The organism is Halobacillus sp. AWM4_238 (assembly GCF_056158265.1).
The window spans coordinates 3,581,249-3,605,932 of sequence record NZ_JBSWSY010000002.1; the positions used below are offsets into that span (position 1 = coordinate 3,581,249).

Consider the following 24,684-nt stretch of genomic DNA (forward strand, 5'->3'; position numbering starts at 1 on the left):
CACCCTCTAACTTTTGGTATACGCGTAATCATCCGCATATTCTTTGTTTTTGCTGATCCATTGCATCTTCGCAAGGATCATCAAGCCCTGGACATTCAATTTTGACATGTTCTCAGGGAAGAGCAGTTCGATCGGGCGGCCACGCTCATTCCATTTTACCGCAGCTTCTTTGATTTGTTTTTCAGCAATCTCAGCAGCTCCGCCGACGGCGATATATCGGGAGGCACCTTTGATCTCATTGGAACGGCTTCTCACTCTGTCGAAATGTTCGAGGTACTTGATGGCCATCAAGCGAAGTTGTGGGGTGATGTATTTGCTAATATCTTTCCGTACTCCTGCGAAAGGTTCAACGTACCATTCGGACTGGCCAGCAATGAGTTTTTCCTCAAGCTCAGAACGTGAATTGAAGCTGTACATCTCATTCTTGCTTATCTTTTGTATGATATGATCGAGGTATTGATTGATTCCGAACGGTTCTCCTTCGACAGATGCGACCGGTTTATTCTTCTTGATTCCTACAAAGTCCACCGAATCTCCGCCGAGGTCTCCGATTAGAATGCCTTTAGAAGAGTCCTTCACAAGCGAATCGTCCGAGATCATCAGCGTATCTTGATCTCTCGTCAGAGCTAAGTAGGCAAGGGCACCTTCTGCTCCTACGATGACATCCTCAATTTGAATTTTAATCGCCACTTCCTTTGGTTCTCTTATCCCAGGCACTTTGTGAAAAATAACTGTATGATTTCCGATCAAGCGCTGTTTGAAAAGGTCCTTCCTCTCCTTGTATTGGGTCGTAGGTAAAGATACAGCCAATTGATTGATGGTGAACTGGAAATCCTCTTCAGCAGGATTCGTCATTAGTGCGTGATACGCAGCGGTAGCAAACAGCAGAATATAGGTGCGTTCTTCGTCAACTTTTTGATTATTGAATGAAGTCAAGCTGACATTCTTCTGCTGCATCGCGGACTTACCTATATAAAAAATCTCCCGTCGATCCTGGATGGATGGGCTTTTGATTTCAACAATCAAATTTTCCTCAAGATCCACATCCTCTTCGTCGTACGGTTTTTCATAAAATTCCTCATCAAACAAGGCAATCGCGTTCGGCAATTGATAATCAAATGTTTCCCCTTGATCGGATACCAACGCTTTGTACCAACTGTTTCCGACATCTACGGCTAGAAAATTATTTCTGTTCATGTTCTACCTCCTCATTTTACAACCTATGTAGAAGGGGCAGTCCTTGTGCGAATACCCAGTTCCTACTCCTGCAAATACATGATTCTATTTCCTCCTATTAACATGAAGCGGATATGGTGAAGTAAAGCCGAATTGGCAGGAGAAATGAAGATTTACTTTAATAACTTTTGTGTAAACGAATCATCAGTGAGGCACAACAGAAGGGCAAGGGGTCTTTCCACCTTAAATCCATGTGGATCTTCAAGCATAATATTCAAAATGAATCTTCCACAATATGTATATCATATAAAATTGTTGTAATTTCAGCTTACTTTTCTATTGAAAAATGGGGGGACTTGGTCAAAGTTCCGCGTTTATACTCCTACATATGACCATGCTTCATAGAGTAGGTTGCATAGAATACAGAGAGGTTAATATAAAGGAGGAAAAAAGTGATGGATAAAGAAAACTGTCGCGATAAATGTGTAAACCTTAATGCATCAGCCTCTGTTGACCAATGTAAAGACGAGGTCGTTACTGATGCTCCAGTGAACACTTCAGATAACCTAATTATAAAAGTTCCTGTTGAATTAGGAGCTTTTGACGTTACAACTCACCTTGTGGCGAACATCGAGTTCCCGTATCCTGTACTCGAAATCAAAGACATTAAGAAGAGAGTGGTACTCACTCAATGTCGTCTGATGACGCGTACTTTCTCAGGCAATGGTGGTAGGTTTGTAAGTGGGGATTTCCCATTGTTCATCAAAGGGTATGTCCGTAAAAACATTCAATATGCGAGCCCGGTCTATGGTGCTTCTGGTGAATGTGTCTCTTCTGAAATGAAGTCATTGACGACTAAAGTCCCTTTTGAGTGTATGGCAACTGTCAACGTCAGCAATGTCCAGCTTCCTGTAGCGAACACAAGAAGAGAATTCGACTTCTTCCGTGCTCAGGACTTGGGTGAAGGTTTCCCTGAAAAAGATCAACTTCTATCCAGTGATCTTTCCCAGTTCCACCAGGAAAGCACTCAGGCTTACAACGAACTTCCATTCTGTGAGCTGCTTGAGAGTGAAATTCTTGAGTGGGATGAAGCGACCGACCGTGAAGCATACAGCCCGGTTGACGAAGGACACTTCTGCAACATTGTTGAGAAGATGATGGTCAGGTTCCGTGTCAAAGTCTTGCAAAAGCAACAAGTTCAACTCTAATGGTGGATACGGATAAGCATTGATGTCACAGAAACACGATTCTTCTAAAAGAGGGTCGTGTTTTTATTTTATTCTATGGTAGACGAATGGTTCATATCCGCTGTGCCCTAAGCTTGAACGTATCTCAAAATCGAGATAAGAGCCCAGACATCGGCAGAGTTCTTACATACGATGGGGATATCTTTCGTTTAGGAGGCCATCGAATGTCTGAAAAACATAACGATTCCTATGAGTGTGAAAAAGGGTTTTGTAAGCCTTGCAAGCCTCACGTGAGCATTGGCAAGATTGTCACAAAGGTACCTGTCGTCCTCGCCGAGCTCAATGTCCAGTTGAACATAAATGAAACCATCACTTTCCCTGAACCTGTGCTTGAAATTAAAGATATTAAGAAAAGAGTCGCCTTAACTCAGTGTCGTTTGCTCCTTCCGACAAAAAAACTTTTCATTAAAGGGTTCGTCCGAAAAAACATTCAATATGCGAGTCCAGCAAACGAAATTGAAATGAGTACGGATACGACAGTCGCATCTGATCTTCATTCATTCACTGTCGATATTCCATTTGATACGGTAATTGAAATCAAGGATTTCCTATCGATGCCTGTCATGCCTAAAAATAATAAGCGGGAAGAATTTGATTTTGCGGTATCCCAATCTTTACCTTCCGGATTCCCTGAGAAAGATGAATTAATAAGCAGCGATCTATCTCAATTCCATCAGGAAAGCAAACAATTTTACAATGAGCTCCCTTATTGTGAGCTGCTTTCCAGCAAAATCATTGAGTGGGATGAAGCGCTCGATCGTCAACCCCTTCCAGGTTCTTCTCCTTTTAATGAAGGATACTTCACGCAGGTTGAAGAAAAAATGGTGCTGGATATTTGCGTGAAAGTCCTTCAAGATCAACAAATCCGAGTAGCATCAGCTTCCAATGATGATTGTTGAGTGATGACTATAAGTCAGAAAGGAGGGGAGGAAGGATGCTGAAGGGCAAGCACCTTTCTGAGCGAGATGAAGAGAGATGAAATCAATTTCCACCAAACCCGCTGGACGAATCGGTCACATTCAAAGTCAAAAAGAACAAAAGGTGAGCGTGTAAAAGAAAATTATTCCTATGATTTTCCTGTTGAGGTAGATCATCCTGTTTCAGAAAATCATTATGATATCTATTCTCCTTACGACTCAGGTGGAGAAATGCCTCGACCCGTCATTTCCCCACCTTCAAAAATTTTAGATGATGACACAGAAGAACGTGTGTTAGCAGAGAGTCGGAAGCGATTGTCTTCGTATAGGAAAGACTCTATGTCCATAGCCGAACAGTCCGATGAGTATAGGGAAGAAGAATCTATTATTGAATCATGGGACCATCCAATGGAATCAGCAGGAGGAGAAAATAAAACCAACCCATTCTTACCAGAAATCCTTGCATTGTTAAAAGATGATCCGAGCCCGGATTGGGGTTCTATGGATGATTCTCAAGTTGAAGTCCCCGAGTTTGAAGACTACTCTATTCTAACGGATATTGTTGCTTCCATGGGAGAGTCAAGCGATGATCGGCAAGGGTTTAAAGACCACTATCATGATCAGAAGAAATTGATTGGGGAAGAAATAGAACCTACATGGCTAGAAGACGAAAAGTCGAATGGGGAGACATGGAAGGGAGAAACCTCTGATGTATTCCATGAGGTCAGTTCCATGCTAGGGGAATCTAGTTCTTGGACTGAAGAGGTGGAATGGACTTATGAGGAGGAATCTTCTTCCATTCTTCCATCTCGCGACGAAAGTTCGGCCTTTGCTGTCGACCATGAAGCTGAGTCTTCTTGCGATCAATATTATGAAGAGTTTGAGAGTTCTTCGTCCTTAGACTGTGAGCTGTACTGTGAAGGGGGCGAGAGTTCTTCACTCTTGGAGTCCTCCTGTGAACAGCATTATGAGAGGATCGAAAGTTCTTCATCTTTGGAATCTTCTTGTGAAGAGGAGGGAGAATCCTCTTGCCGCGCATGGAGTAGGATTGTTAAAATTCCCGTCTTACTGTCTACGGAAAAGGTCGAAGTGAATGTGATGGAAACCTTGAATGTACCTGACGATCTATGCGAAATCGTAGAAGTTCGAGTATCCATTCATTCCCAAAAGGAAACCGTTGTTCTTCCATCTTCCTGTGTATTCCTATGTGGTGTGCTCATGGTAGAGGTCATTTATGATAATGGGGAAACGCTTCAACAGCTTAAACAAACGGTTCCATGGGAGAAGACGGTTTGTGTAGGGTGGAAGATAGAACCACTCTTACCATCTTCAAAACGGAAGGAATACACCTTTGATTGTGAAGAGGTTGGGAATGTACATTATGAGTTCGTGGAAACTTTCGTTGATCCTGTAGAAGTAGAAGTGCAAAGTGTAAGGTTTGTAAGTCACAATGATGCCTCTCTCATTGATGGGGAGTTGTATATCCAAGGTTGTGCTCAATTGGTTTACGATTTCTTACAAAAGCAATATGTATTTGTATAGGTATTTCTCATAAATAAGAGGTGTCCCTTAAGGGGCACCTCTTTATTGTTATTGATCGATGATTTTTCGGAAGCGGCTGTAAACCGATTCTTGTTGTTCAGTTGTTGCCCCATGAGCTTCTTCTTCTCCATAGCATGCATAATCTGAGTCATTATCCATTGGAGGTAAAGTTGGTGGTGAAAAGCGAGGTTGCCTTTTTTGTGTGAGCTTGATGACAAGGTTAATGTCCATTTTTTCCGTCACTTTGTTGAAACGGCCCCAGTTATCAAAGTGATGCACGATATCCCACTGGTTGACAGCAGAAGCGAGGAGTTTACATTTGATCGGCTCGTTGTTGATTTCGAACGTCAATGAACCGAATTCGCAACGGTCTGCCCCCATGCCGTCTTTGGCAAGTTCTCGGCGTTGAAGAACGTTATCTTTCACGCTGTATTCATAATCGAATGGTTTGTCGACGGGTACAGAAAGTTTGATTTGGTCGTAGGCTTGGAAGGGGATGTCAATGCTGTAGTCTTTGACATATCCATATCCGTCTTCTACGTACTGGATGTTCTTGTGGACAACTCCCTCAACAAACAATTTTACGTACTTTGGGTTTCCTGGAACAGGAAGCGCTTTACACTGTGTCAAGGAAATGTTTTTTTCGATGTTTTTAATAGCTCTAGCGTAAGAGGGAAGCTTGAAGTCCGCTTCAGTGAGAGATTGCATCAATACGTCCCCAAGTACAACGGTTTGTTCTGTAAGTGAAGATGCAAACTCCTCCGATGCTGTAAACAAACTCTTTGATTTGGCTACATCGCTTGAGATGGGTGGGCATTTTTTACCGTGTCCATATCCCTTTCCACATCCTGTGTTTTTCCTCATATTGTTCGCTCCTTATTTATATTTTTGTCAAAAGTCTATTATTTTCGTTCAGACAAGTTCCTCTTGACTCATTAATACTATATGTGTCTAAGAGGAGAGGTGAATGGACGAGTGACGATAGGATTGAAAAATAGGTTCTATCCCTCTGAACTTATTAGCTGTCCACATTGCAAGCTTCCTTTGTTTTTTCTCTCTTTTATGGAGGGCTTCATGATTTTTTTGAGGAGGCTGGTTTTTATGGAACTCCCATATTGCCTTGGGAGATTACTCATGCGCGTACTTTCCATAGTCGTTTATCCTGGGAATTTTTTAATATGGGTCTCATAATTCTCTATGCGAAAACCAGTTGTCTACTAATCCATCAAAAGGGGGCGTCTAATTCGGGAGGCCTGGTCATATTGTAAAAAAAGGAATCATTGAGCCTTGGTAATTACAGAGGGGGGATGCTATGGAGTGGAATTTGTGGGTAATGGTCATGTCGGCGTTTGCGACATGTGTCGGAGCCCTTCCTGTTTTATTCATACGTGTCCTTTCTCACAAGCGAATGGATAGCATTCTCGCTTATACAGCAGGAATCATGGTGGCAGCTTCGACTTACGGGTTGATTCCTGCATCGCTCAAGTTAACCAATATGTATGTGCTCTGTTTTGGTATTCTTGTCGGGGCGCTGCTGTTGAACCTATTGGAATACATCATCCCTCACATCGATCTGGACCATGAACGCAGTGATGTACAGTTGCCTCAACAGGCCATGATGTTTGTTGCGGCTATGACCTTGCACAACATTCCTGAAGGTTTATCGGTAGGGGCGAGTTTAGCGAGTGAAATTGAAAATCTTGGACTAGTTGTCGCCTTATCAATGGGGTTACAGAATGCACCCGAAGGTTTTCTTGTCGCTTTGTTTTTGTTCAATCAGGGGGTTCGTAAGTCTTTAGGGATCCTGATGGCCTTCTTAACAGGTGTCATCGAGTGTGTTGCTAGTATTTTTGGTTTCTTCATGGTTCATCTTGCTTTGTTTCTCGTTCCTTATGGACTGGCCTTTGCTGCTGGTGCGATGTTGTTTATCGTGTATAAAGAATTGATTCCGGAAACGCATGGGCACGGGTATGAAAGACTTGCTACTTTTTCTTTTCTGTTCGGGCTGCTCAGTATGATCGGCGTGGTAGAGTGGTTCAGGTAGCTACTCGTCTCCTTTTCGATTACACTGTTAGAAAAGGGAAAAGGAGTGGAAAAGATGTACGAAGGTATTCACCACGTGTCCTTGTTAGTATCAGATATCGAAAGAGCGAAGCATTTCTACAGTGAGGTCTTAGGTTTTGAAGAGAGCCCGGATCGTCCCGATTTCGGTTTTCCTGGTGCATGGTATCAGGTTGGGGCAACGCAAATACATTTGATCGTACATAAAGAAGGACGAACGTTCCGTGGCACCACAGATATTGATTCCCGGGATGGACATTTTGCCGTCAGAGTGAAGGATATAGACGCGTTCATCCGTCATTTGGAAAAGCATGAAGTCGAGATGCTGAACAAGCCTGACAACAAAACGGAATGGCACCAGGTGTACATCAGTGATCCGGATGGTAATATCATTGAGTTTAACAAATAGGATCTCTATCTTGGCAGAGGTACACGGATGATAGAAGGAAAGGGTTGAAGGTGTATGAAAAAAGCCGCTCTCACGGCGTTATTAGGTGCATCTCTTCTTGGAGGGTGCGGACTGATCGATGGAGTAAATGATACACTCTCCTACGTCAATGAAGCAACAGAATATGCGAACGAAGCGAATACGTTTGCAGAAGAAGCTCCAGCACTGGCCGAACGTGCGACCTCGGATCCAGAGGCAGCGCAGGAACTGGAAACAAAGCTTGAAGCAATGAAAGAAGATATTAAAGAATTCAACGAGCTTGATGCCCCGGATGTTGCTTCTGACCTGCACCAACAAGTGGTCGATCAAAACAACCGAGCCCTTGAGGGAATTGATATGTATCTTGCAAATATAGAAAATGGTCAGCTGGATCCGTCGGTAATTGAAAACACGGAAGTTTTCCAGACGCTCAACCAGCTCACAAGTCTCCTTGATCAGATTCAGCAATTAGGTGAGTGAAGAATCTATTTTCTAGCACATCGAATGAAAAAGGCTACAACCCGACTACACCAGGGCTGTAGTCTTTTTTGCATAGACTCATTTATCATCATTATACACTGCGAAGCACTGGCGTGGAGACAGAATAGTAGATGATCGTGAACCCTCTTCCTTTTTGATGGAGGGGTTTTGTGGGGTGGCTTTCTGTTCATTTCTTGTAGAGTGTACTATGATGAAATGAAGGGAAATTTGTCTATATATGTAAAGGGGAGCGGTGAATATGAAGTGGTATCGATTCTTGTTGGTGGGAATTGGGTTGATTATATTAGTGGCCTGCACGGCTCAACCAAAGCCGAAAGATGCATTTCAATCCTATATGAATCACTGGGAAAGTGGTGAATATGAACAAATGTACGAGACTCTTAGTGAGAATTCGAAGCAACTCTTGAGCAAAGAGGAATTTGTTAGTCGATATACAACGATTTATGAAGGGATTGACATGGCAAATCTATCGTTTACATACGAACTTCCTGAAGAAGAACAAGAGTATGAAACAGAAGATACGCCTTCTTTTGAATTTACAGGTGCGCTGGATTCGTTAGGAGGTCCGATTGAGTTTTCCCACGCGGCAACACTCGTCTATGAAGAAGGAGAGGAGAGTAATCGCTGGGCTGTGCAGTGGAACTCTTCAATGATTTTTCCGCAAATGCAAGAAGGAGACGAGGTAAGAGCATGGACGCTAGATCCTGAGCGTGGTGAAATGTTTGATGCAAATGGGAGCCCATTGGCTGTCAATGGAGGCGTCCTTGAGGTTGGTCTCGTACCCGGCTGGATGCAGGAGCATACGGAAGAGGAGACAGAAACACTGAAAAAGGCGGTCGCTGAAATATTGGATACAACCGTAGAGGACATTGACCAACAGTTGAATCAATCCTGGGTTAAGGCAGATACGTTCGTACCTGTGGGGGCTGTAGCTGAAAGTGACCAAGATACGATTGAGGCACTGAAGGATGATGAACTACCCCGTGGAGTAAAATTCCAAGTTGATCAAGAGGCAAGGAGCTACCCTTTAGGAGAAGCGGCTGCTCATTTAATTGGGTACGTAGGTCCGATTCAAGCGGAGGAACTTGAAGAGTTGAAAGACGAAGGGTATACAGCTTCAGATCAACTGGGGAAAACGGGGCTTGAAAGTGTTCTTGAAGATCAATTGAGAGGCGAGGAAGGTGGTAGAATCGTCATCCAGACGGAGGCGGGAGAAACAAAAGAAGTGTTGGCTGAAACTACAGCTAAAGACGGAAAAGATTTCAACTTGACGATATCATCAGAAGTGCAGAAATCCCTTCATGAAAAATTGTCTGAAGGATCAGGCGCAGCTTCTGCTGTAAACCCGATGACAGGTGATGTCCTGGCTCTCGTCAGCGCCCCTGCTTATGATCCAAATGCGATTGTCCTAAATCGCGACGAAAAGTCGACCTTGAACAAATTCAATCGTACCTACTCACCCGGCTCGACATTTAAGCCGATCACAGCAGCTATTGGCCTTGAACAAGGGGTCATTTCACCAGAAGAAGAACTATCCATCACTGGAACGACTTTTGACCAGAACGGATACACAGTGACAAGAGTGCCAGGGGCGGCTGAAGATGAACAAGTCAACCTAAAAGATGCACTCGTCCTTTCTGACAACATTTACTTTGCTCGAAAAGCCCTTGAAATCGGTGGGGAAACATTCCTGGAAGAATCCCGGGAGTTCGGATTTGGGGAGGATCTTCCATTTCCATTCCCAATCGAGAATTCCTCGTTGTTGAACGAAGAAACATTTAACCGGGATGCGTTACTCGGAGACACTGGTTTTGGTCAGGGAGAAATTCAAATGAGCAGTCTTCACTTAGCGCTTACTTATACGCCATTCGTGACAGGAGGGGATGTTATGAAGCCAAGGCTGATTTCCTCTGATGAAGAGAGTCAAGTATGGCATGAGAACGTAATGAGTGAAGAGACGGCTTCCGTTATAAGAGATGATTTAAAAGCGGTTGTCGATGATCCGGATGGGACGGCTCATAAACCTGACGTAGAAGGGTTGAGTCTGGCTGGTAAAACGGGGACGGCCGAATTGAAACAATCCCAGGATGAGGATGGACAGGAGAATGGATGGTTCATTGCGTGGGATACAGACAAGCAGAATCTGATGATTTCGATGATGATTGAAGATGTCGAAGGGGGCAGTCATGAGGTTGTGCCGAAAGTGAAGAAAGTTTTTCAAACCCTTAAGTAAGGATAAGGGTGGAATTTGTCCTAAGTTCTGTTTCTTTTTGAAGCAGAACTTTTTTTGTATAACAAAAATATATAAGGGGGTACTCAAATATTTTCTAGAAGATGTCATAAAAAGAGATCCTTGGACGAAAGTTATGAAGATGGAAATTTTTAAAATATCTTTGCAAATTTTAATTATAATCTCGTCATTAGGGTATGGTAGACTACTAGGACTTATGCCGAGTGGTGGCGTAGGTTGTAATAATCTGTTAGTTTTAGGGAGAGTGAGTTCGTGGTATCTTTGGAACTAGATAAGGATGTGAAAGTTAGTGGATGAGTTAGCGTACCTGATGATCTTCTTTGTTTTTGTGCTCGTTGTAGGTCTTTGGGAGAAATATAAGCTTGATCGTCGTCTGAAAAAAATCCCTACTAGGATTCTCGTAAACGGAATCCGTGGGAAATCGACGGTCACTCGTCTTGTTATGGGAATTTTGAAACAGGACGGTCGGAAAGTGGTCGGAAAAACGACAGGGACTTCAGCGCGAATGTTTTATTGGGATAAGGATGATGAAGAGCCGATCATCCGTGGTCTGCAAGGCCCGAATATAAATGAGCAAATGAAAATCACGGAAAAAGTGGTGAAAAGACGGGCAGACGCCTTTGTGAGTGAATGTATGGCGGTGAACCCTGAATATCAGAAGGTTTTCCAGGAGCGGCTGGTGAAGGCGAACATCACCATTATCGCCAATGTCATAGAAGACCATATGGATGTGATGGGCCCGACCCTTGATGATATTGCGGAAGCCTTCAGTTCAACCATTCCGGACAACGGCTATGTCATCATACCGGAAACGCCCTATCAGAAGTATTTTGAGAAAATCGCACGCAGGAAAAATTCGAAAGTCGTCGTTGCCGATGAAAGCTGGATTGATGAAGCATACTTACAAAAGTTCCCGTTCATGATTTTCCCTCAAAATGCAGCCCTTGCGATGGCGGTGGCTGAAATTCTGGATATCGATCGTGAAGTCGCGCTCGAAGGGATGCTGCAGGCACCTGTCGATCCAGGAGCAATGCGCGTCCACCGTTTCGGTAGAGAGGAAGCACCGAAGTACTTTTTCAACGGTTTTGCTGCGAATGATACGACGTCAACGTTGAACATTTGGGAAAGAATTCAACAATTAGGATACCCCGATCAAGAGCGTACGGTCGTTATGAGCTGCCGCAGTGACCGCGTAGAGCGGACGATTGATTTCGCTGAAAATGTGCTGCCCCATATTGAAATGGAGCGGTTGATTGTTATGGGAGAAAGTGTGTGGCCGATTACGAAAGCCTATGAAGAAGGTAAAATCAGGCCTCTCAATCTTATAAACTTGGAAAAAGCAACGACAGAGGTTATCGTCGATCACTTAAAAGAGCTTCCGGATGATAGTGTCATATACGGAATCGGAAATATCGTCGGAGCTGGTGAGAAAGTGGCAGCGGCTGTTGAGGAACTTGAATTCCGTCCTTCTCCACGAGAAGAAACAGGTTGGGATGTCATTGAAGACGCGGAAGAGAGTCGTTCATTTTCTCGTAAAGTTTTGCAGACGAACAAATAATGGTAGGGAGTTGGAGTCCACGTGTTCGGTACAGATTTATATATTGCGATTGTTATTGGTGTCTTACTAAGTTTGCTGTATGCAGAGAAAACAGGAATCGTGCCCGCGGGTCTGGTTGTCCCGGGCTACATAGCATTGATATTCGACCAAGTCATGTACGTATTAGCTGTTGGATTGATCAGTTTAGTCACATATTTACTCGTTTCTCAAGTACTCGCAAGATTCACGGTTCTTTACGGCCGGCGTAAATTTGCGGCTATGCTGACCGTAGGTGTGTTGATGAAAATGTCTATGGATTATTTATATCCTCTCACTCCTTTTCCTGTTATGGAATTAAGGGGAATTGGAGTCATTGTTCCCGGATTGATCGCAAACTCAATACAAAAGCAAGGGGTACTGCCTACATTTAGTGCCACGTTCCTCATTGCGTTCGCAACTTTTGTATTGATTACGGCATACCATTTGATTTAGAGGAGATTTTCCAATGGAAAAAGATCTTAAATATAAGATGAAAGTATGGACGAAGAAGCATAAAAAGCAGGCACCTTTCCATTCCATGGTGCTCGCAGCTTTATTAGCGGTGCCTTTCTTCGGTCATCAATGGATCGATAAGCCGGAGATGCCGGAAGATACACGTCCGGATGATGTGGAATTCAGGATTTCAATGGTTGGGGATATGATGCTCGGTCGTCACGTCCGTGATGCGGCTGTCAGAAGTGGAGAACCGATAGGCCGTGTTTTTGATTATGTGACCCCATACTTTGAAGAGTCCGATTATGTCACAGGGAACTTTGAGAACCCGGTTATCGATGCAAAGAACCCTGAAATAGAGACGGTTATGGAAGATTTTGAACTGCGGAATAAGGCCATCCATTTGTATGCTGAAAAGGGGGCCGAAGAGGCGCTGGTGGATGCTGGTTTTGACTCTGTCAATCTCGCAAACAACCATATCATGGACTATGGAAATCTATCATTAGAAGAAACCCTCAAGCATATGGAAAAAGTTGACCTTGATCTGATAGGGATTGGCCGTGCACTGGATCCTGCTGAAGAAATGTTCGATGAAGAAGAAACGATGACAGATGCCGGTGAAATTCACTATTTTGATGCCAATGGAAGAAACATTGCGATTCTAGGATTCACGGATGTCTTCGTCCAAGGGTACAGCGCCAGTGAATATGTTGGTGGAGTCTTGACGAATGCTGGTCTTGGCGTGCTTCAAAGCCGTATCCGTGAGGCGAAAGAACAGGCAGACGTCGTCATGGTCCATACCCACTGGGGAGATGAATACCAGGTTGGTTCCAATGATACTCAGGAGACGCTTGCGTATTTGATGACTGATATGGGAGCGGATGTCATCATCGGCCACCACTCTCACGTGCTTGAGCCTATCACTCGTGTACATATCGAGAAGGACCCGGATGATCCGCAAAGTGAAGATAAGACTTCGATTGTCATGAACAGCCTAGGGAATTTCGTCTTCGACCAGGGATGGTCGCGTACGAAAGACTCCACGCTCGCCCAACTTGATTTTCTTCAGGGTGGAGGGGCGGAGCTTTCCTTCGTACCAATGCAAATATCCGATACGAGACCGAGAGAGACAGATGGAATTTTGAAGCCGTTCCGTGATTACCGTATTTTCCGTACGCTTAGGAAGGAACTGGACGATGAACTATGGCGGATGGAAGACGGTAGACTCGTTGTCGACTTGAAAAAAGCCGGCGTTATTGAAGGATAGGAGGTCCAGGGGTTTGAGTGATTTAAAAGTGACCTATATACTAGCCGGCATTATTTTTGTCGGCTTAGTTGGATGGAATGTTTATTTTGAAGAAGAATTCGACCAGTTCCGTGAGCCTTATGAAGTCCAAGGTCGTGAGGAAACGGTAGAAGTAGATACTTCTTCAGAGGAAGAAGCGTTTGTTTATGGTGTCAGTGCAGTGCACCCCCTCGCTGTTGAAGCAGGGATGAAGGTGCTTAATGAGGGAGGCAATGCTGCAGAAGCAGCAATAGCCGTTTCCTTTGTATTGAATGTCGTTGAACCTTATGGCTCCGGGATCGGCGGGGGTGGACAAATGATTGTCCACGAGCCGGACGAAGGAGCAATCACGTACGATTACCGCGAAGCGGCTCCTGTCAGCGGGGCGCGTCCACAGAGAGGAATTGCTGTGCCTGGGTTTGTGAAAGGGATGGGAGAAGTCTATAACGATTACGGGAATGAAATGGAGTGGAAGGAGCTGCTCGAAGATGCCGTCACCCACAGTGAAGAAGGTATCAAAGTCGGACGAATCTTCAATGAACAGCTTCAAAATTCCAGACGTTTCATTCAGTCAGGAAATGAAGACCCGGCCGTTTACAACATGTTTTATCCTCAAGATCGTCCATTGCAGATCAACGATACCCTTGTTCAAGCAGAGCTTGCCGAGACGTTGAAGAAACTGCAGCAGGAAGGGGCGGAATCTTTTTATGAAGGGGAGGTTGCTGACTCTCTTACAAGTCAGCTTGGTTTTCAACCTGGAGACCTGGAAGCCTATGAAGTCGGTAAACGCCCTGCACCAAAAGGTGAATTCAAAGGCCAAACTTTGTATGCCGGATCCTCGCCAACTTCCGGAATCATCGTCATCCAGGCATTGAAAATGCTGGAACTTTTGGAAGCGAATCTGGATGAAGTACTGAAAAAAGAATATGCCTTACCTGGAGGCGGCTGGCCTGCCTTTCTGGATGGCAACCTTCCAGAGAGTCTGGAACAAATCGTAAACGATCAACAATATGAGGATATCTATATTCATCTGGTAAACAAGATTGTCGACAAGGTTTATACAGATCGAGTCTACACCCTGGGCGACCCTGCCTTTGAGGAAGTAGAGCAGGAGAAATTGACTTCAACAGAGTATACAAAACAGTTGTTTGAAGAGGAATTTTCTGTCGGAGGTCCTACACTGACAAGTTCTGTGGATCTGTACACCGCGCCTGGTGAGAAAGCCGACCACCGGAACACCACCCACTTTGTCGTCGTTGATAAGGACGGGATGATGGTTTCCGCGACCAACTCACTTGGAAAGTTCTTTGGCTCAGGCTTATACATCGATGGGTTCTTTTTAAATCACCAAATGAACAATTTCGATACAGCGGAAGATTCTATGAACGCTTATGAACCAGGGAAACGTCCACGTTCCTTCGTTTCGCCGATGATCTTCGCTAAAGACGGAAAAGCAGTCCTCGGTATCGGTTCTCCTGGTGGAAAGAGAATTCCGGCGATGCTGATTCAAACACTGATCCAGTATGAATATGGAATAAACCAAGATACTGGAGAGCAATTAACGCTACAGGGAGCCATCAGCAGAAGTCGTTTTTACACAGAAGATAATGTCGTTCACGTCGAGAACTTGATTGAACAGCAGCCCATCGCCCGGCTAAGGGATTTGAAAGGCTATTCTGTTATCGAACATGATTCACCTGTCTTTTACGGCGGTATTCAGGGACTTGGCATCCGCAGGAACGGGGATGTCCTCCAAATGTACGGAGGAGGAGACTCTCGTCGATTAGGTACATGGCAGATAGGAAATCAGGATGGTATGGATGATGTAAGTACAGCGCAATAAATGAAAAGGCCTCTCCCTAAGTGGAGAGGCCTTTTTCTATGACTGAATATCTTCGATCATTTTCCACACTAGTCATAACCCCATTGGATATCTCTTCGTTTGTTAACCACCTTGAACCATCGTCCATGATGACAAAACCTAAATAAATGCTTCTATGCATACAGTTGGATGGGAGTTTTAGCGTGCAGGATTCAAAGTATCTCCTGCTTCCTTTCACTTGATACAGATTCCATTGTTGGCTTTGTTCAGAAACAATCATACTAACCAATTCCAATGATGGGAGCGAAGGAGTCCAACTCACGACAAGGGAAATAGGGCCATATTCTTCAATCGCGTTTCTAATCTCCTCTTCAAGTTTTGCATGGTCATAGTAATCCAATGTTAAAGGGTGGATGAGCTTTGGGTGAGGACATTTTGATCTCATGTCTTCATGTTTATGTTTGCTTCTCCCAATTACAGAAACGACAAAACCTTGATCCACAAGCCGGAGCGATACATCTCTCAACATTCCTGTACCACCGATTACCAGAGCGTGTTTTCTATTCATATAGAGCCCTCCTTGGGATTAGAATACATAGGAATGGATTGGAAATAATCAGGATCAGGTTTCATATCCCCTCATACTTTAGACGTAATAAACTTCCTGAACTAACTTATTTCTCAAGTGGAAAGTGTTTGAGAGGCTGACGAACACTCTATTGTTTTCGCCTCCATAATTAAATGTAATAAAAAGTTATGTGGGATGAAAGCCCTTTGCGTAAACACAATAAATTGACATGGAAGTGTAGATGTATTATATTTATCTTGAAACTGAGATAATTACGAAATGATGATATATATGGGAGGAAATTGAATGAATGAATTGAAAGGCATTCACCATGTAACCGCCATAACAAGCAGTGCAGAGAAGAATTATGAATTTTTCACTTATGTCCTTGGGATGCGTCTCGTGAAAAAGACGGTCAACCAGGATGATATTGAAACGTATCATTTATTTTTCGCAGATGATGAGGGAAACCCGGGTACAGATATGACTTTCTTTGACTTTCCAGGCATTCCGAAAGGCTCCCACGGAACGAATGAGATCGCGAAAACATCTTTCCGCGTGCCTAGTAATGAGGCTTTGGACTACTGGGTGAAGCGGTTCGACCGTTTGGAAGTGAATCATAAAGGAATACAGGAACGGTTCGGCAAAAAGGTGCTGCCGTTCGTCGATTTTGATGATCAAGCCTATGAGCTTGTATCGGATGAAAAGGACAAAGGAGTAGCCCCAGGCATCCCATGGCAGCAGGGGCCTGTACCGTTGGAATACGCGATCACGGGCCTTGGGCCTTTATACGTTAGAGTCGATGATAAGAAATACTTCAAAGAAATGCTTGAGAAAGTCATGAACTTCAAGGAAGTGGATGAAGATGGAGCGTTCACCTTATTTGAAGTGGGGGAAGGCGGAAACGGTGCTTCTGTCATCGTAGAATATAACGCGATTCTTCCACCTGCACGCCAAGGATATGGAACCGTTCACCATGCGGCTTTCCGTGTGGAAGACAAGGATGCATTGGATGAATGGATTGAGCGTCTATCGAAGTTCGGCTTAAGGAATTCAGGGTTTGTCAATCGCCACTACTTCGGATCTTTATATGCAAAGGTTCACCCGCAAATCCTGTTTGAGTGGGCTACGGACGGACCAGGCTTCATGGGAGATGAACCTTATGAAACCCTTGGTGAAAAGTTATCTCTGCCGCCGAAGCTTGAGCCGAAGCGTGAAGAAATCGAGAATTATGTACGTCCGATTGATACGGTTAGAAGTACGAAGACGATAGAAAAAGAATATGAACAAGGAATATAAACCGAGGGTAATGACCTTCGGTTTCTTATTTAGGTTTTTCAAATTTTAGGTTTGATGTTCGTAACAACCTCTTATTAGACAAGGCATCTAATGAGAGGTAATTGACAAGTGCATTGGGCGTAAGGGATGACTCCATTTTTTTCGGGAGTACGTTGAGGTTTATGAATTTATTCAAGGCCATTGAAAGACTGAGTTCTAATAAAACTAGTATCTTTTAGTGATGTACTTTAAGTCAACATCGAATCGCTCTGTTCTTCGTGCTTCTTTTATCACCTCCAGTAAGTCCAGGATGCATTCTACTGTTCAAGGCGTTTCCACAATTAATGTAGAAGCTCCCACCCTCCCCGTCCAATTTAACACTGCCATGCATTTAAATATAGGTGTAAGGCTTTTATAAATGAATAATTTTTCTGAATGTTTTTACATAAAATAGTTCAGTAATTATCAATCTGGTATATTAGATAAACGAAATGGGCGTAAGGAGTGAAGGTATGAATACCTTTGTCAATAATTACTGGGCATCTTATTTGGACTTTATCAATGAATTTAAAAAGTTGTCATACTTGGGGATACCGCTACCATTAGTTTGTCCTTATTTTTTATTGGTCAATGAGAATGATGTTCTTTTGGAGAGGCTCGAGAGTAAGTCAACCTTATTAAATACGAAAATTACGAATGAGAAACATCTGCAGTCTTTATTCGATATTCATTTTTCTACCTTCAATAAAATAGCTGAGAAGTCTAGAGGGAAGGTAAAAGGAGAAGGAAAGGTCGTTTTTTACGATAACGTCCTGCGATTTCCTGATCAGCTTATGAAGGAGAACTTCAGTCCTTTTGATTCCCTTGTTTTGAAGCGGAAAACGAGTGCATATGGTTCCTCTGTAGGGGGTAAAATCCCTATAGACAGTTTAGAAAAATATAAGAGTATTCATGTCAATACAATTAAAGCTTATCAGAGAAAAGCAGAGAAATATTTCGAGAATGCTCCGGTTCATCCAATCTACAAAAATAAAGCCTTCCGCGAAACCTTTATTAAACAGGTTCCGGGGATCATGAAGCAAATTGTCGCAGCTAAAAATTTTTTTGAGCAGAACGCAATTTCCTGTCTCGTAACAGGTACTACGAATAGTAGTGATACGAGAATTCTTACTCTTATTGCATCTTCAAAAGGAATTCCCTCTCTCTGTCTTCAGCATGGCATTGTTATGCTTGAGTTTGGGTATTTACCAAAAGTTTCCACTTATCAAGCGGTATATGGGTCGTGGGATATTCAATGGTTTCAAAGTAAAGGGATTCATGAGATTGGACTTCAATCCATTGGTCATCCAAGGTTTGATGAATTAGTCAAAAGGTCAGCTCTAAGTCGGAGCGCCCTTCATTCTCATTTTAATTTGAATAAGAGTAAGAAGAATGTGCTAGTTGTGATTCATCATATCGAGACGGAATTTATAAGAGCGGTGCTAAAGTATTTGGATGAACTAGGAAGTGTGAATATTATCATTAAACAGAGAAACGGAAGGCAGCGTAAATCTGCCCAAACGATTGAATTAGCTAAGGAATTTTCAAATTTGAGGTTTGCGGATGATCTTCACCTATACGACTTATTGAAGAATGTCGATGCTGTAATCAGCTATGAATCGACCATCGCTCTTGAAGCGATGTTAGCAGGGAAACACATTTATATGTGGAGGTTGAAGGGGTTTAGGTCAAGTATGACTAATTATTACGATGAACTATCCATGTATATACATGATGATCCAAGTGTTCTTGTCGATCACATGCTTGCCGTAATGAACGCGCCAAGTAATAATAATTGGGAAAAGCGAAAGAAGAATTTCTTATCGACCCATTACCCTCATCAGCCTGGAACCAGTAGTGCTAAATTAAGAGCTTTTATCGATTCTATTAAATTATAACGGGGAAGTCCAGGATACATTTGAAAGAAATTTCTGGTCCCTTTTTTGGAATTCTTAGGAGTTTGTTCACATATAATGATGAACTTAAAAAAACTATATTCTGATTCCTTCATCAATCACTTATCCAGCCAAGTCAATGATGAAAATTCTTTCCATCAGCTTTTCACAGACTTCAAGACACTTCATGTCAATAAAAAAGTATCTCGAAAAGAGTATGGAAAAGTAGCCCTTTATAATGCGGCGAATCTGTTTCGTTTTCCAAGTGAGATCACTATAAAATATTTCAAACCTAATCAGACATTTTTTATTCGTGATGTTCGAGGTAAGAACAGTGCCTAAATATCAGAAATTCAGAAGACAGCCGAAGGACTTCCTGCATCTTATCTAATTGATCATGATGAATCCATTGATGATAAGATAGATGCCATTCTTTAATGTAATGTTTTTCCTCCACTCATTATTAATAGAGCAGAACATTGGCATTTGTTGCAGCCAAACATAATATTCCAACAATTTGTATGCAGCATGGAATCATAGGAAGCGAGAATGTTTATATGCGGAAAGTAGCGGATGTCGATGCCGTTTATGGTCAGTTCGAAGTGGATTGGTTTATGGGTTTGGAGTTTTTGATGAATACGTACGAATTGTTGGTCATCCACGTTTTGATTTAATTATTAAAACTTAAGGGTGACAAGGAAACAAGTACTAGAAAACCTAAGCTTCAACGTAAAGAAGAGGACTACACTTCTCATCGTTCGAGGAATTATGTATATGAGTTATTGGCGCAAATTATTGACTGCCCTAAATCAGTTGGGTGACTATAATGTAATTATTAAAGATTTTACATCTCGTACACCTCTTCCATTAACAGAAAACTACACTTTTGCTGTTTCATCGAAAAACTATCATTTATATACGGACTTACCAAATGTGGATGACGTAGTTGCTTATCTTTCCATTGTCGGGCTTGAAGTGATGATTGCCGGAAAACTTTTTTTTCCTCATGTCTACGCATCCCCCTACGTATTCAGGTTATTATGACAGTTGACAGTCTGGTCAAATGATCTAGGAACCCTTCGGACCTGGCCGATATTGTGCACCGGTCCTTCAATGATCAGACCTTCAAAAAGAAGTTCGAATCTAAGAGGAAGAATTTTCTTTCTTATGACTATTCTAACGGAACAACCTTCGGGGGAAAGCTGATGGCACTCATACAGAAAGAGACTAAAGAATAGAGTAGCGAGGAACGTGAGGGTTCTCTCCATCACTATCTTCTCCAGAGTGGAAGTGTCCTAATCTAATAGGGAAAGAGAGGGAGGAGAATGCTGTACTTGCCTGTCGAGATCAAATCGAGGGAGCTTCATGGAAAGCTACTGCTCGCTTATCATGCACTCTCCAAAGGGGAACAAGTCATCATTGGTGAACACAGTAAAGTGGAAGAGGCTGCTCAGGTCTATCCCGCTGGTTTTTTTCTAGCTAAGGGGTATCAACGGAGTTACATGAAACGTGTCATAACTGCTGCTAAAGCCTCTAATCATTTCGTATTGATTCTCGATGAAGAAGGGTTGATTTATACCGATCCAAAGGTTTATTTGCGTACAAGGATGGACCGTAAGCTTATGCCTTATTTTGATGTTGTATTTTGTTGGGGGAAACACCAACAGAATATGATTGAGGATGCCTATCCTGAAATGAGAGGAAAATGCTTGTCAACAGGGAATCCCCGCTTTGATTTACTTACTTCGAAGTATCGAGAAGTATATCGTAATGAAGCAGAGAAGTTATGTAAAAAGTACGGGCCTTACGTACTTATAAATACCCGATTTACTTTATATAACACGATAAAAGGAAAAAAAGAGTACAGCCTTAATGCTCATGGTGAGTATATTCGCAAACTCTATTGGGAGTTTATTGACATGATCAAACAGGTCAGTGCAGCAGGAACTGATTATACTTTTATAATCAGGCCTCATCCTGCCGAACGTAAAGAAAGCTATACGGAAGATTTGAGAGGATGCCCGAACGTCATAGTGAAAAGCGAAGGGGCTGTTGTCCATTGGTTGTTGGGAGCGGAAGCATTAATACACAATGGCTGTACGACAGGGTTGGAGGCTTATCTTCTTGACCTTCCTGTTTTTTCCTATGAACCGTTTTGTTCCAATGACTTCGATGTAACGATCACTCAGGATGTAAGTATAAGGGTAGATTGTGTGGAGGGTTTAAAGAATCAACTGTGGAATATACAGAGCAGGAAGGGTTCGGTACATAAGCACCTTTCAACGGTATTATCAGAGTACTACACTTACTCTTCAGAATCCAAGTATGCTTATGAACAAATTCTTGATTACATGGAAGCGGTAGGCCTTGGGGGCGGAAGCGGGGTCTTAATGATAAAACATAGGTTTTCAAGGGATCGCCGTAAAAAAGTTCGTCATTTGTTTCCTTCTCTAACAGAAAAAGAAATAAGAGATTTTTTTTATCAAGTAGATCAGGTGGATGGCGGAGAGCAGCCAATAGAGGTAACTTTACTTGCTGACCGCTTATACTTGCTCTCTCCAGGTGATAGTTAATGAATTATTTTGAGCAGAACTACTGGGGGTTGTTTATTGATTTTTTAGATGGTTTTAAAGAGTGGACGTACAAAGGGCATCCACTGGCCTTTGGCATTCATTTTTACAGTTTACTTAAGGATAGGACTGAACTGGAAAATAGTCTCCTTCATCCATCTTACATTCATGCAGGGCGAAGGGTTCAGAAGCGGGTAGATGAGTATCTTCCTAATTACGACCTGAAGAACCCATCTGGGAAGGTTGTTTTTTATGATAAGCAGCTTAGAATTCCTTCCACTGCGTATCCATTGCTTGTCCCTTTAGAAGAATCCGTTCTTCTGAAACCAGATGTGACAAATGTAAGGATATTTCCAGTCAAAGGAATGAAAATGATTGGATTGAAGGGGTACACAGCGAGTGGAGAAGATGCTGTGCGAAAGGTTGAGAAATCTTTTAACGCAATAGCTACCCATTTTGATTCACACCCATTGTTTGGCAAAAGGAATATTCATAACGAAGTAAAAAATCAAATTTCGAAGTATTTGATGTACATGAATGCAGCGGAGCATTTTTTTGAAAGTACAGATGTCTCTCTTCTCATTATTGGTGAAACTAATAGTCTCGACACAAGGAGTTTAGTGTTGACCGCTCGTTTGAAGGGGATCCCTACGGTCTGCCTTCAACATGGGGCTATTGTCTCTTCTTTCGGCTATTTACCCAAGATAGCGTTATATCAAGGGGTGTATGGATTATACGAGCAGGATTTTTTCCAGTCTACAGGTGTCGAAGCTCATTACCTTCCTATCATAGGTCATCCTCGGTTTGATGGGATAACTAAAAAAAGATCCCTGAATCCATCCCTTTTTAATAAGCGCATACAGACGGATCGCAAGCGGAAAAAGTTATTGATGGTTGATCATCATACAGATAAATTAAACAACCTCAAGATGGTAGAGGATTTATTAATGAAGCTCCCCGAAATGGACCTCATGATTAAAGTCCAAAAGGGAAGCAAAGCTTATCGTGTATATGCAGAGCATCCACGAGTACACATCGTGACCCGTATAAATCTATATGACTTACTTATTTACAGTGATGCGGTGATCAGTTATCAGTCCACCGTCGTTCTTGAAGCGCTTTTAGCTGGAAAGAGAACATTTGTCTGGAAACTCAATCAGGCAGGTCTCACCGATTACTTTTCTAAATTACCTGTGAAACAATACCTGGACGTGGGAGAGCTTGTTGATGATGTGGTCACATATATTAATGGAGGAAATCAAACGAGAATACCTACAAATGATATAAGGGAGTCCTTTTATATACCGGAGAGTCTTTCGTCCACTCTATTGTTGAAAGCGTTGATCCAGAAAATTCGCTCCTAAGCGGAAAATGGGTTAACGTTTTTTTATTTGAAGTGTGGATGTATGCCGGGAAACCTTGGGCTAGAAGTTTTTATTGCAAGTTGAAATAGGCTTTTATTTCCCTTTCACATTTGGTCTTAGGTACTAATCTATTATTAGCACCTAATCTTAGGGTTCGAATATATATAGTAATCAGAGTTGTGGATAGATTGCATAATACGCATAGTTATTTAACAAAATCACGGACTAAAGTGTGAAAAGGGGAAGATACTATTGTTTTTCAAGGATAAGAAAATTTTAGTCATTGGAGGGACGGGGACCATTGGTAGAAGTATTGTTCAAAGGATTCTTAAAGATGCTCCGCATGTTGTCCGAGTGTTCAGTAGAGACGAACATAAACAACATGAGCTTCAAAATCAATTAGGAAATCGGAATGATATTCGTTACTTAATTGGAGATGTGCGTGATTATGAGCGGGTTCATACAGCAATGCAAGGCGTTGATTACGTCTTTCATTTGGCCGCAATGAAGCATGTTCCTTCCTGTGAATACAACCCTTATGAAGCAGTACTGACAAATATTCATGGTACAAATAACGTAGTACGGGCAGCATTGGCTCAAGAGGTGAATAAGGTTGTTTTTACAAGTACCGATAAAGCAATCTCACCTACAAATGCTTATGGGGCCACAAAACTTACAGCTGAGCGTTTATTTACATCAGCTGAATATAGCAAGGGCGAGGGGCAGACAGTTTTTGCAAGTGTAAGGTTTGGTAACGTCATGGGTTCACGTGGTTCTGTTATCCCTCTATTCAAAAATCAGATTCTTGAACAAGGAAAAATCACATTAACGGACTCTTCTATGACAAGGTTCATGATGACATTGGATCAGGCGACTACATTAACTATAAAAGCGTTGCAAGAAGCACAGGGTGGTGAAGTTTTTGTCCTTAAAATGCCGATTGTCTCGCTAGAGGATCTGGCAAAGTTGGTCATTCAAGAAACATGCAAGCGAAACAATCTGAATTTGGAAGATATCGGAATAGAAGAAATAGGACTGCGACCAGGGGAAAAAATGTACGAAGAATTGATGACGCATGAGGAGTCACTGACAGCTTGGGAGATGCCAGACATGTACGTCATTCCATATTTTTTAAGAAAAGATGTATTCTACAAAAATGCTATAAAGGCAATCCCTGGAACGTATAGCTCCTCTGGATTGTCACCTATAACATCTGAGGATTTATTTGAATTAATGAAAAGTCAGAAATTAATATAAGAAAGGATGTGAGGAGAATGGCCGTATTCACTAATAACTATTGGGGACTGTACCTTGATAATGGTTTTAGTGATTTGATTGGAGTATCCTATTGTGTATTTGTGCCATTATCGAAGTTTGATTCGTGACAATGAAGATTTGATAGCAAAATTGCATTCAGCATCTTTTACAAAGACATTAAGAAACAAACAGATCGACCTCATGTCTATTCAAACGAGATTCAATACCTTCAAGGGTGAGCATCAGGAGACATGGCAAAAGGGGGGGGGCGTTCTTAATGATGCTTATGATTTGCTTCGTATTCCTGGGGAACTCCCATCCTCATCATTTATATACAAAGAACATCTTGATCTTAGAAGAGAAAGGGATGAAAAAAGAGAAGAATCGTTTCCTCAAGTAAAAAGGTTTCAACTATCAGAATTTCAGTGCGTACAGGGAAGATGCTTCGGAAGCGA

The 24,684-nt window shown here is 42.4% G+C and carries 21 protein-coding genes; 18 read left to right on the top strand and 3 right to left on the bottom strand.

Annotation, left to right across the window (positions count from 1 at the left end; genetic code table 11):
- Window positions 1–6: 6 nt before the first annotated feature.
- Window positions 7–1,197, bottom strand: a complete 1,191-nt coding sequence (locus tag ACXACN_RS17870) for a ParM/StbA family protein (protein WP_474966239.1) — start codon at window positions 1,195–1,197, stop codon at window positions 7–9.
- Between the two features lie 434 nt (window positions 1,198–1,631).
- Here ACXACN_RS17870 and ACXACN_RS17875 point away from each other — a divergent pair, with 434 nt between their 5' ends.
- From ACXACN_RS17875 to ACXACN_RS17885, 3 genes are all read left to right on the top strand, one after another.
- Window positions 1,632–2,384, top strand: coding sequence for a CsxC family protein (locus ACXACN_RS17875; RefSeq protein WP_474966240.1), 753 nt, complete (start codon window positions 1,632–1,634; stop codon window positions 2,382–2,384).
- Window positions 2,385–2,587: 203 nt separating this feature from the next.
- Window positions 2,588–3,322, top strand: a complete 735-nt coding sequence (locus tag ACXACN_RS17880; protein ID WP_474966242.1) for a CsxC family protein — start codon at window positions 2,588–2,590, stop codon at window positions 3,320–3,322.
- Between the two features lie 249 nt (window positions 3,323–3,571).
- A complete protein-coding gene (locus ACXACN_RS17885; RefSeq protein ID WP_474966243.1) occupies window positions 3,572–4,882 on the top strand; it encodes a hypothetical protein in 1,311 nt (436 codons plus the stop codon).
- Between the two features lie 48 nt (window positions 4,883–4,930).
- Here ACXACN_RS17885 and ACXACN_RS17890 read toward each other — a convergent pair whose 3' ends face one another.
- Window positions 4,931–5,746, bottom strand: coding sequence for a CsxC family protein (locus tag ACXACN_RS17890; protein ID WP_474966245.1), 816 nt, complete (start codon window positions 5,744–5,746; stop codon window positions 4,931–4,933).
- A gap of 448 nt (window positions 5,747–6,194) precedes the next feature.
- Here ACXACN_RS17890 and ACXACN_RS17895 point away from each other — a divergent pair, with 448 nt between their 5' ends.
- The 8 genes from ACXACN_RS17895 (at window position 6,195) to ACXACN_RS17930 (ending at window position 15,279) form a co-directional block, all read left to right on the top strand.
- Window positions 6,195–6,926, top strand: a complete 732-nt coding sequence (locus ACXACN_RS17895; RefSeq protein WP_474966247.1) for a ZIP family metal transporter — start codon at window positions 6,195–6,197, stop codon at window positions 6,924–6,926.
- A 54-nt stretch (window positions 6,927–6,980) separates the two neighbouring features.
- A complete protein-coding gene (locus ACXACN_RS17900; protein ID WP_474966249.1) occupies window positions 6,981–7,352 on the top strand; it encodes a VOC family protein in 372 nt (123 codons plus the stop codon).
- A 54-nt stretch (window positions 7,353–7,406) separates the two neighbouring features.
- The gene (locus ACXACN_RS17905; RefSeq protein ID WP_474966251.1) at window positions 7,407–7,850 is read left to right on the top strand and encodes a DUF6376 family protein; all 444 of its coding nucleotides are present in this window, start codon (window positions 7,407–7,409) and stop codon (window positions 7,848–7,850) included.
- 259 nt (window positions 7,851–8,109) lie between these two features.
- A complete protein-coding gene (locus ACXACN_RS17910) occupies window positions 8,110–10,104 on the top strand; it encodes a penicillin-binding transpeptidase domain-containing protein (protein ID WP_474966253.1) in 1,995 nt (664 codons plus the stop codon).
- A gap of 328 nt (window positions 10,105–10,432) precedes the next feature.
- Complete coding sequence (pgsB, locus tag ACXACN_RS17915; protein ID WP_474966911.1) at window positions 10,433–11,680, top strand: poly-gamma-glutamate synthase PgsB; 1,248 nt, start codon at window positions 10,433–10,435, stop codon at window positions 11,678–11,680.
- A gap of 21 nt (window positions 11,681–11,701) precedes the next feature.
- Window positions 11,702–12,151, top strand: coding sequence for a poly-gamma-glutamate biosynthesis protein PgsC (gene pgsC, locus ACXACN_RS17920; RefSeq protein ID WP_115823699.1), 450 nt, complete (start codon window positions 11,702–11,704; stop codon window positions 12,149–12,151).
- Between the two features lie 13 nt (window positions 12,152–12,164).
- Window positions 12,165–13,418, top strand: coding sequence for a CapA family protein (locus ACXACN_RS17925; protein WP_474966255.1), 1,254 nt, complete (start codon window positions 12,165–12,167; stop codon window positions 13,416–13,418).
- Window positions 13,419–13,431: 13 nt separating this feature from the next.
- Window positions 13,432–15,279, top strand: coding sequence for a gamma-glutamyltransferase family protein (locus ACXACN_RS17930; protein WP_474966257.1), 1,848 nt, complete (start codon window positions 13,432–13,434; stop codon window positions 15,277–15,279).
- A gap of 16 nt (window positions 15,280–15,295) precedes the next feature.
- Here the strand turns inward: ACXACN_RS17930 and ACXACN_RS17935 are convergent, their stop codons facing one another.
- A complete protein-coding gene (locus tag ACXACN_RS17935; protein ID WP_474966259.1) occupies window positions 15,296–15,826 on the bottom strand; it encodes a Rossmann-fold NAD(P)-binding domain-containing protein in 531 nt (176 codons plus the stop codon).
- Between the two features lie 306 nt (window positions 15,827–16,132).
- On the opposite strand from ACXACN_RS17935, the gene ACXACN_RS17940 reads away from it, so the two are divergent.
- The 7 genes from ACXACN_RS17940 (at window position 16,133) to ACXACN_RS17970 (ending at window position 24,229) form a co-directional block, all read left to right on the top strand.
- On the top strand, window positions 16,133–17,125 hold the full coding sequence (locus ACXACN_RS17940; protein WP_474966261.1) for a ring-cleaving dioxygenase: 993 nt from the start codon (window positions 16,133–16,135) through the stop codon (window positions 17,123–17,125).
- Between the two features lie 491 nt (window positions 17,126–17,616).
- On the top strand, window positions 17,617–19,041 hold the full coding sequence (locus ACXACN_RS17945; RefSeq protein ID WP_474966263.1) for a hypothetical protein: 1,425 nt from the start codon (window positions 17,617–17,619) through the stop codon (window positions 19,039–19,041).
- Window positions 19,042–19,517: 476 nt separating this feature from the next.
- Entirely contained in the window at window positions 19,518–19,712 is a 195-nt protein-coding gene (locus tag ACXACN_RS17950; protein ID WP_474966265.1) for a hypothetical protein, read from the top strand.
- A 100-nt stretch (window positions 19,713–19,812) separates the two neighbouring features.
- Window positions 19,813–20,082, top strand: a complete 270-nt coding sequence (locus ACXACN_RS17955) for a hypothetical protein (protein WP_474966267.1) — start codon at window positions 19,813–19,815, stop codon at window positions 20,080–20,082.
- 281 nt (window positions 20,083–20,363) lie between these two features.
- Window positions 20,364–21,611: a surface carbohydrate biosynthesis protein gene (locus tag ACXACN_RS17960; protein ID WP_474966268.1), complete on the top strand. Its 1,248-nt coding sequence runs from the start codon at window positions 20,364–20,366 to the stop codon at window positions 21,609–21,611.
- A complete protein-coding gene (locus ACXACN_RS17965) occupies window positions 21,611–22,972 on the top strand; it encodes a hypothetical protein (protein ID WP_474966270.1) in 1,362 nt (453 codons plus the stop codon). The genes ACXACN_RS17960 and ACXACN_RS17965 overlap by 1 nt, the downstream gene beginning before the upstream one ends.
- Before the next feature lie 252 nt (window positions 22,973–23,224).
- Window positions 23,225–24,229 carry an SDR family NAD(P)-dependent oxidoreductase gene (locus tag ACXACN_RS17970; protein ID WP_474966272.1) on the top strand — a complete coding sequence of 335 codons (1,005 nt, stop codon included), beginning with the start codon at window positions 23,225–23,227 and terminating at the stop codon, window positions 24,227–24,229.
- The last annotated feature ends 455 nt before the right edge of the window (window positions 24,230–24,684 follow it).

Bases quoted from the DNA above. Each gene is read 5' to 3' on its own strand.
- ACXACN_RS17870 (WP_474966239.1), bottom strand. From the start codon at position 1,197: ATGAACAGAAATAATTTTCTAGCCGTAGATGTCGGAAACAGTTGGTAC.
- ACXACN_RS17875 (WP_474966240.1), top strand. From the start codon at position 1,632: ATGGATAAAGAAAACTGTCGCGATAAATGTGTAAACCTTAATGCATCA.
- ACXACN_RS17880 (WP_474966242.1), top strand. From the start codon at position 2,588: ATGTCTGAAAAACATAACGATTCCTATGAGTGTGAAAAAGGGTTTTGT.
- ACXACN_RS17885 (WP_474966243.1), top strand. From the start codon at position 3,572: ATGCCTCGACCCGTCATTTCCCCACCTTCAAAAATTTTAGATGATGAC.
- ACXACN_RS17890 (WP_474966245.1), bottom strand. From the start codon at position 5,746: ATGAGGAAAAACACAGGATGTGGAAAGGGATATGGACACGGTAAAAAA.
- ACXACN_RS17895 (WP_474966247.1), top strand. From the start codon at position 6,195: ATGGAGTGGAATTTGTGGGTAATGGTCATGTCGGCGTTTGCGACATGT.
- ACXACN_RS17900 (WP_474966249.1), top strand. From the start codon at position 6,981: ATGTACGAAGGTATTCACCACGTGTCCTTGTTAGTATCAGATATCGAA.
- ACXACN_RS17905 (WP_474966251.1), top strand. From the start codon at position 7,407: ATGAAAAAAGCCGCTCTCACGGCGTTATTAGGTGCATCTCTTCTTGGA.
- ACXACN_RS17910 (WP_474966253.1), top strand. From the start codon at position 8,110: ATGAAGTGGTATCGATTCTTGTTGGTGGGAATTGGGTTGATTATATTA.
- pgsB (WP_474966911.1), top strand. From the start codon at position 10,433: ATGATCTTCTTTGTTTTTGTGCTCGTTGTAGGTCTTTGGGAGAAATAT.
- ACXACN_RS17925 (WP_474966255.1), top strand. From the start codon at position 12,165: ATGGAAAAAGATCTTAAATATAAGATGAAAGTATGGACGAAGAAGCAT.
- ACXACN_RS17935 (WP_474966259.1), bottom strand. From the start codon at position 15,826: ATGAATAGAAAACACGCTCTGGTAATCGGTGGTACAGGAATGTTGAGA.
- ACXACN_RS17940 (WP_474966261.1), top strand. From the start codon at position 16,133: ATGAATGAATTGAAAGGCATTCACCATGTAACCGCCATAACAAGCAGT.
- ACXACN_RS17945 (WP_474966263.1), top strand. From the start codon at position 17,617: ATGAATACCTTTGTCAATAATTACTGGGCATCTTATTTGGACTTTATC.
- ACXACN_RS17955 (WP_474966267.1), top strand. From the start codon at position 19,813: ATGAGTTATTGGCGCAAATTATTGACTGCCCTAAATCAGTTGGGTGAC.
- ACXACN_RS17960 (WP_474966268.1), top strand. From the start codon at position 20,364: ATGCTGTACTTGCCTGTCGAGATCAAATCGAGGGAGCTTCATGGAAAG.
- ACXACN_RS17965 (WP_474966270.1), top strand. From the start codon at position 21,611: ATGAATTATTTTGAGCAGAACTACTGGGGGTTGTTTATTGATTTTTTA.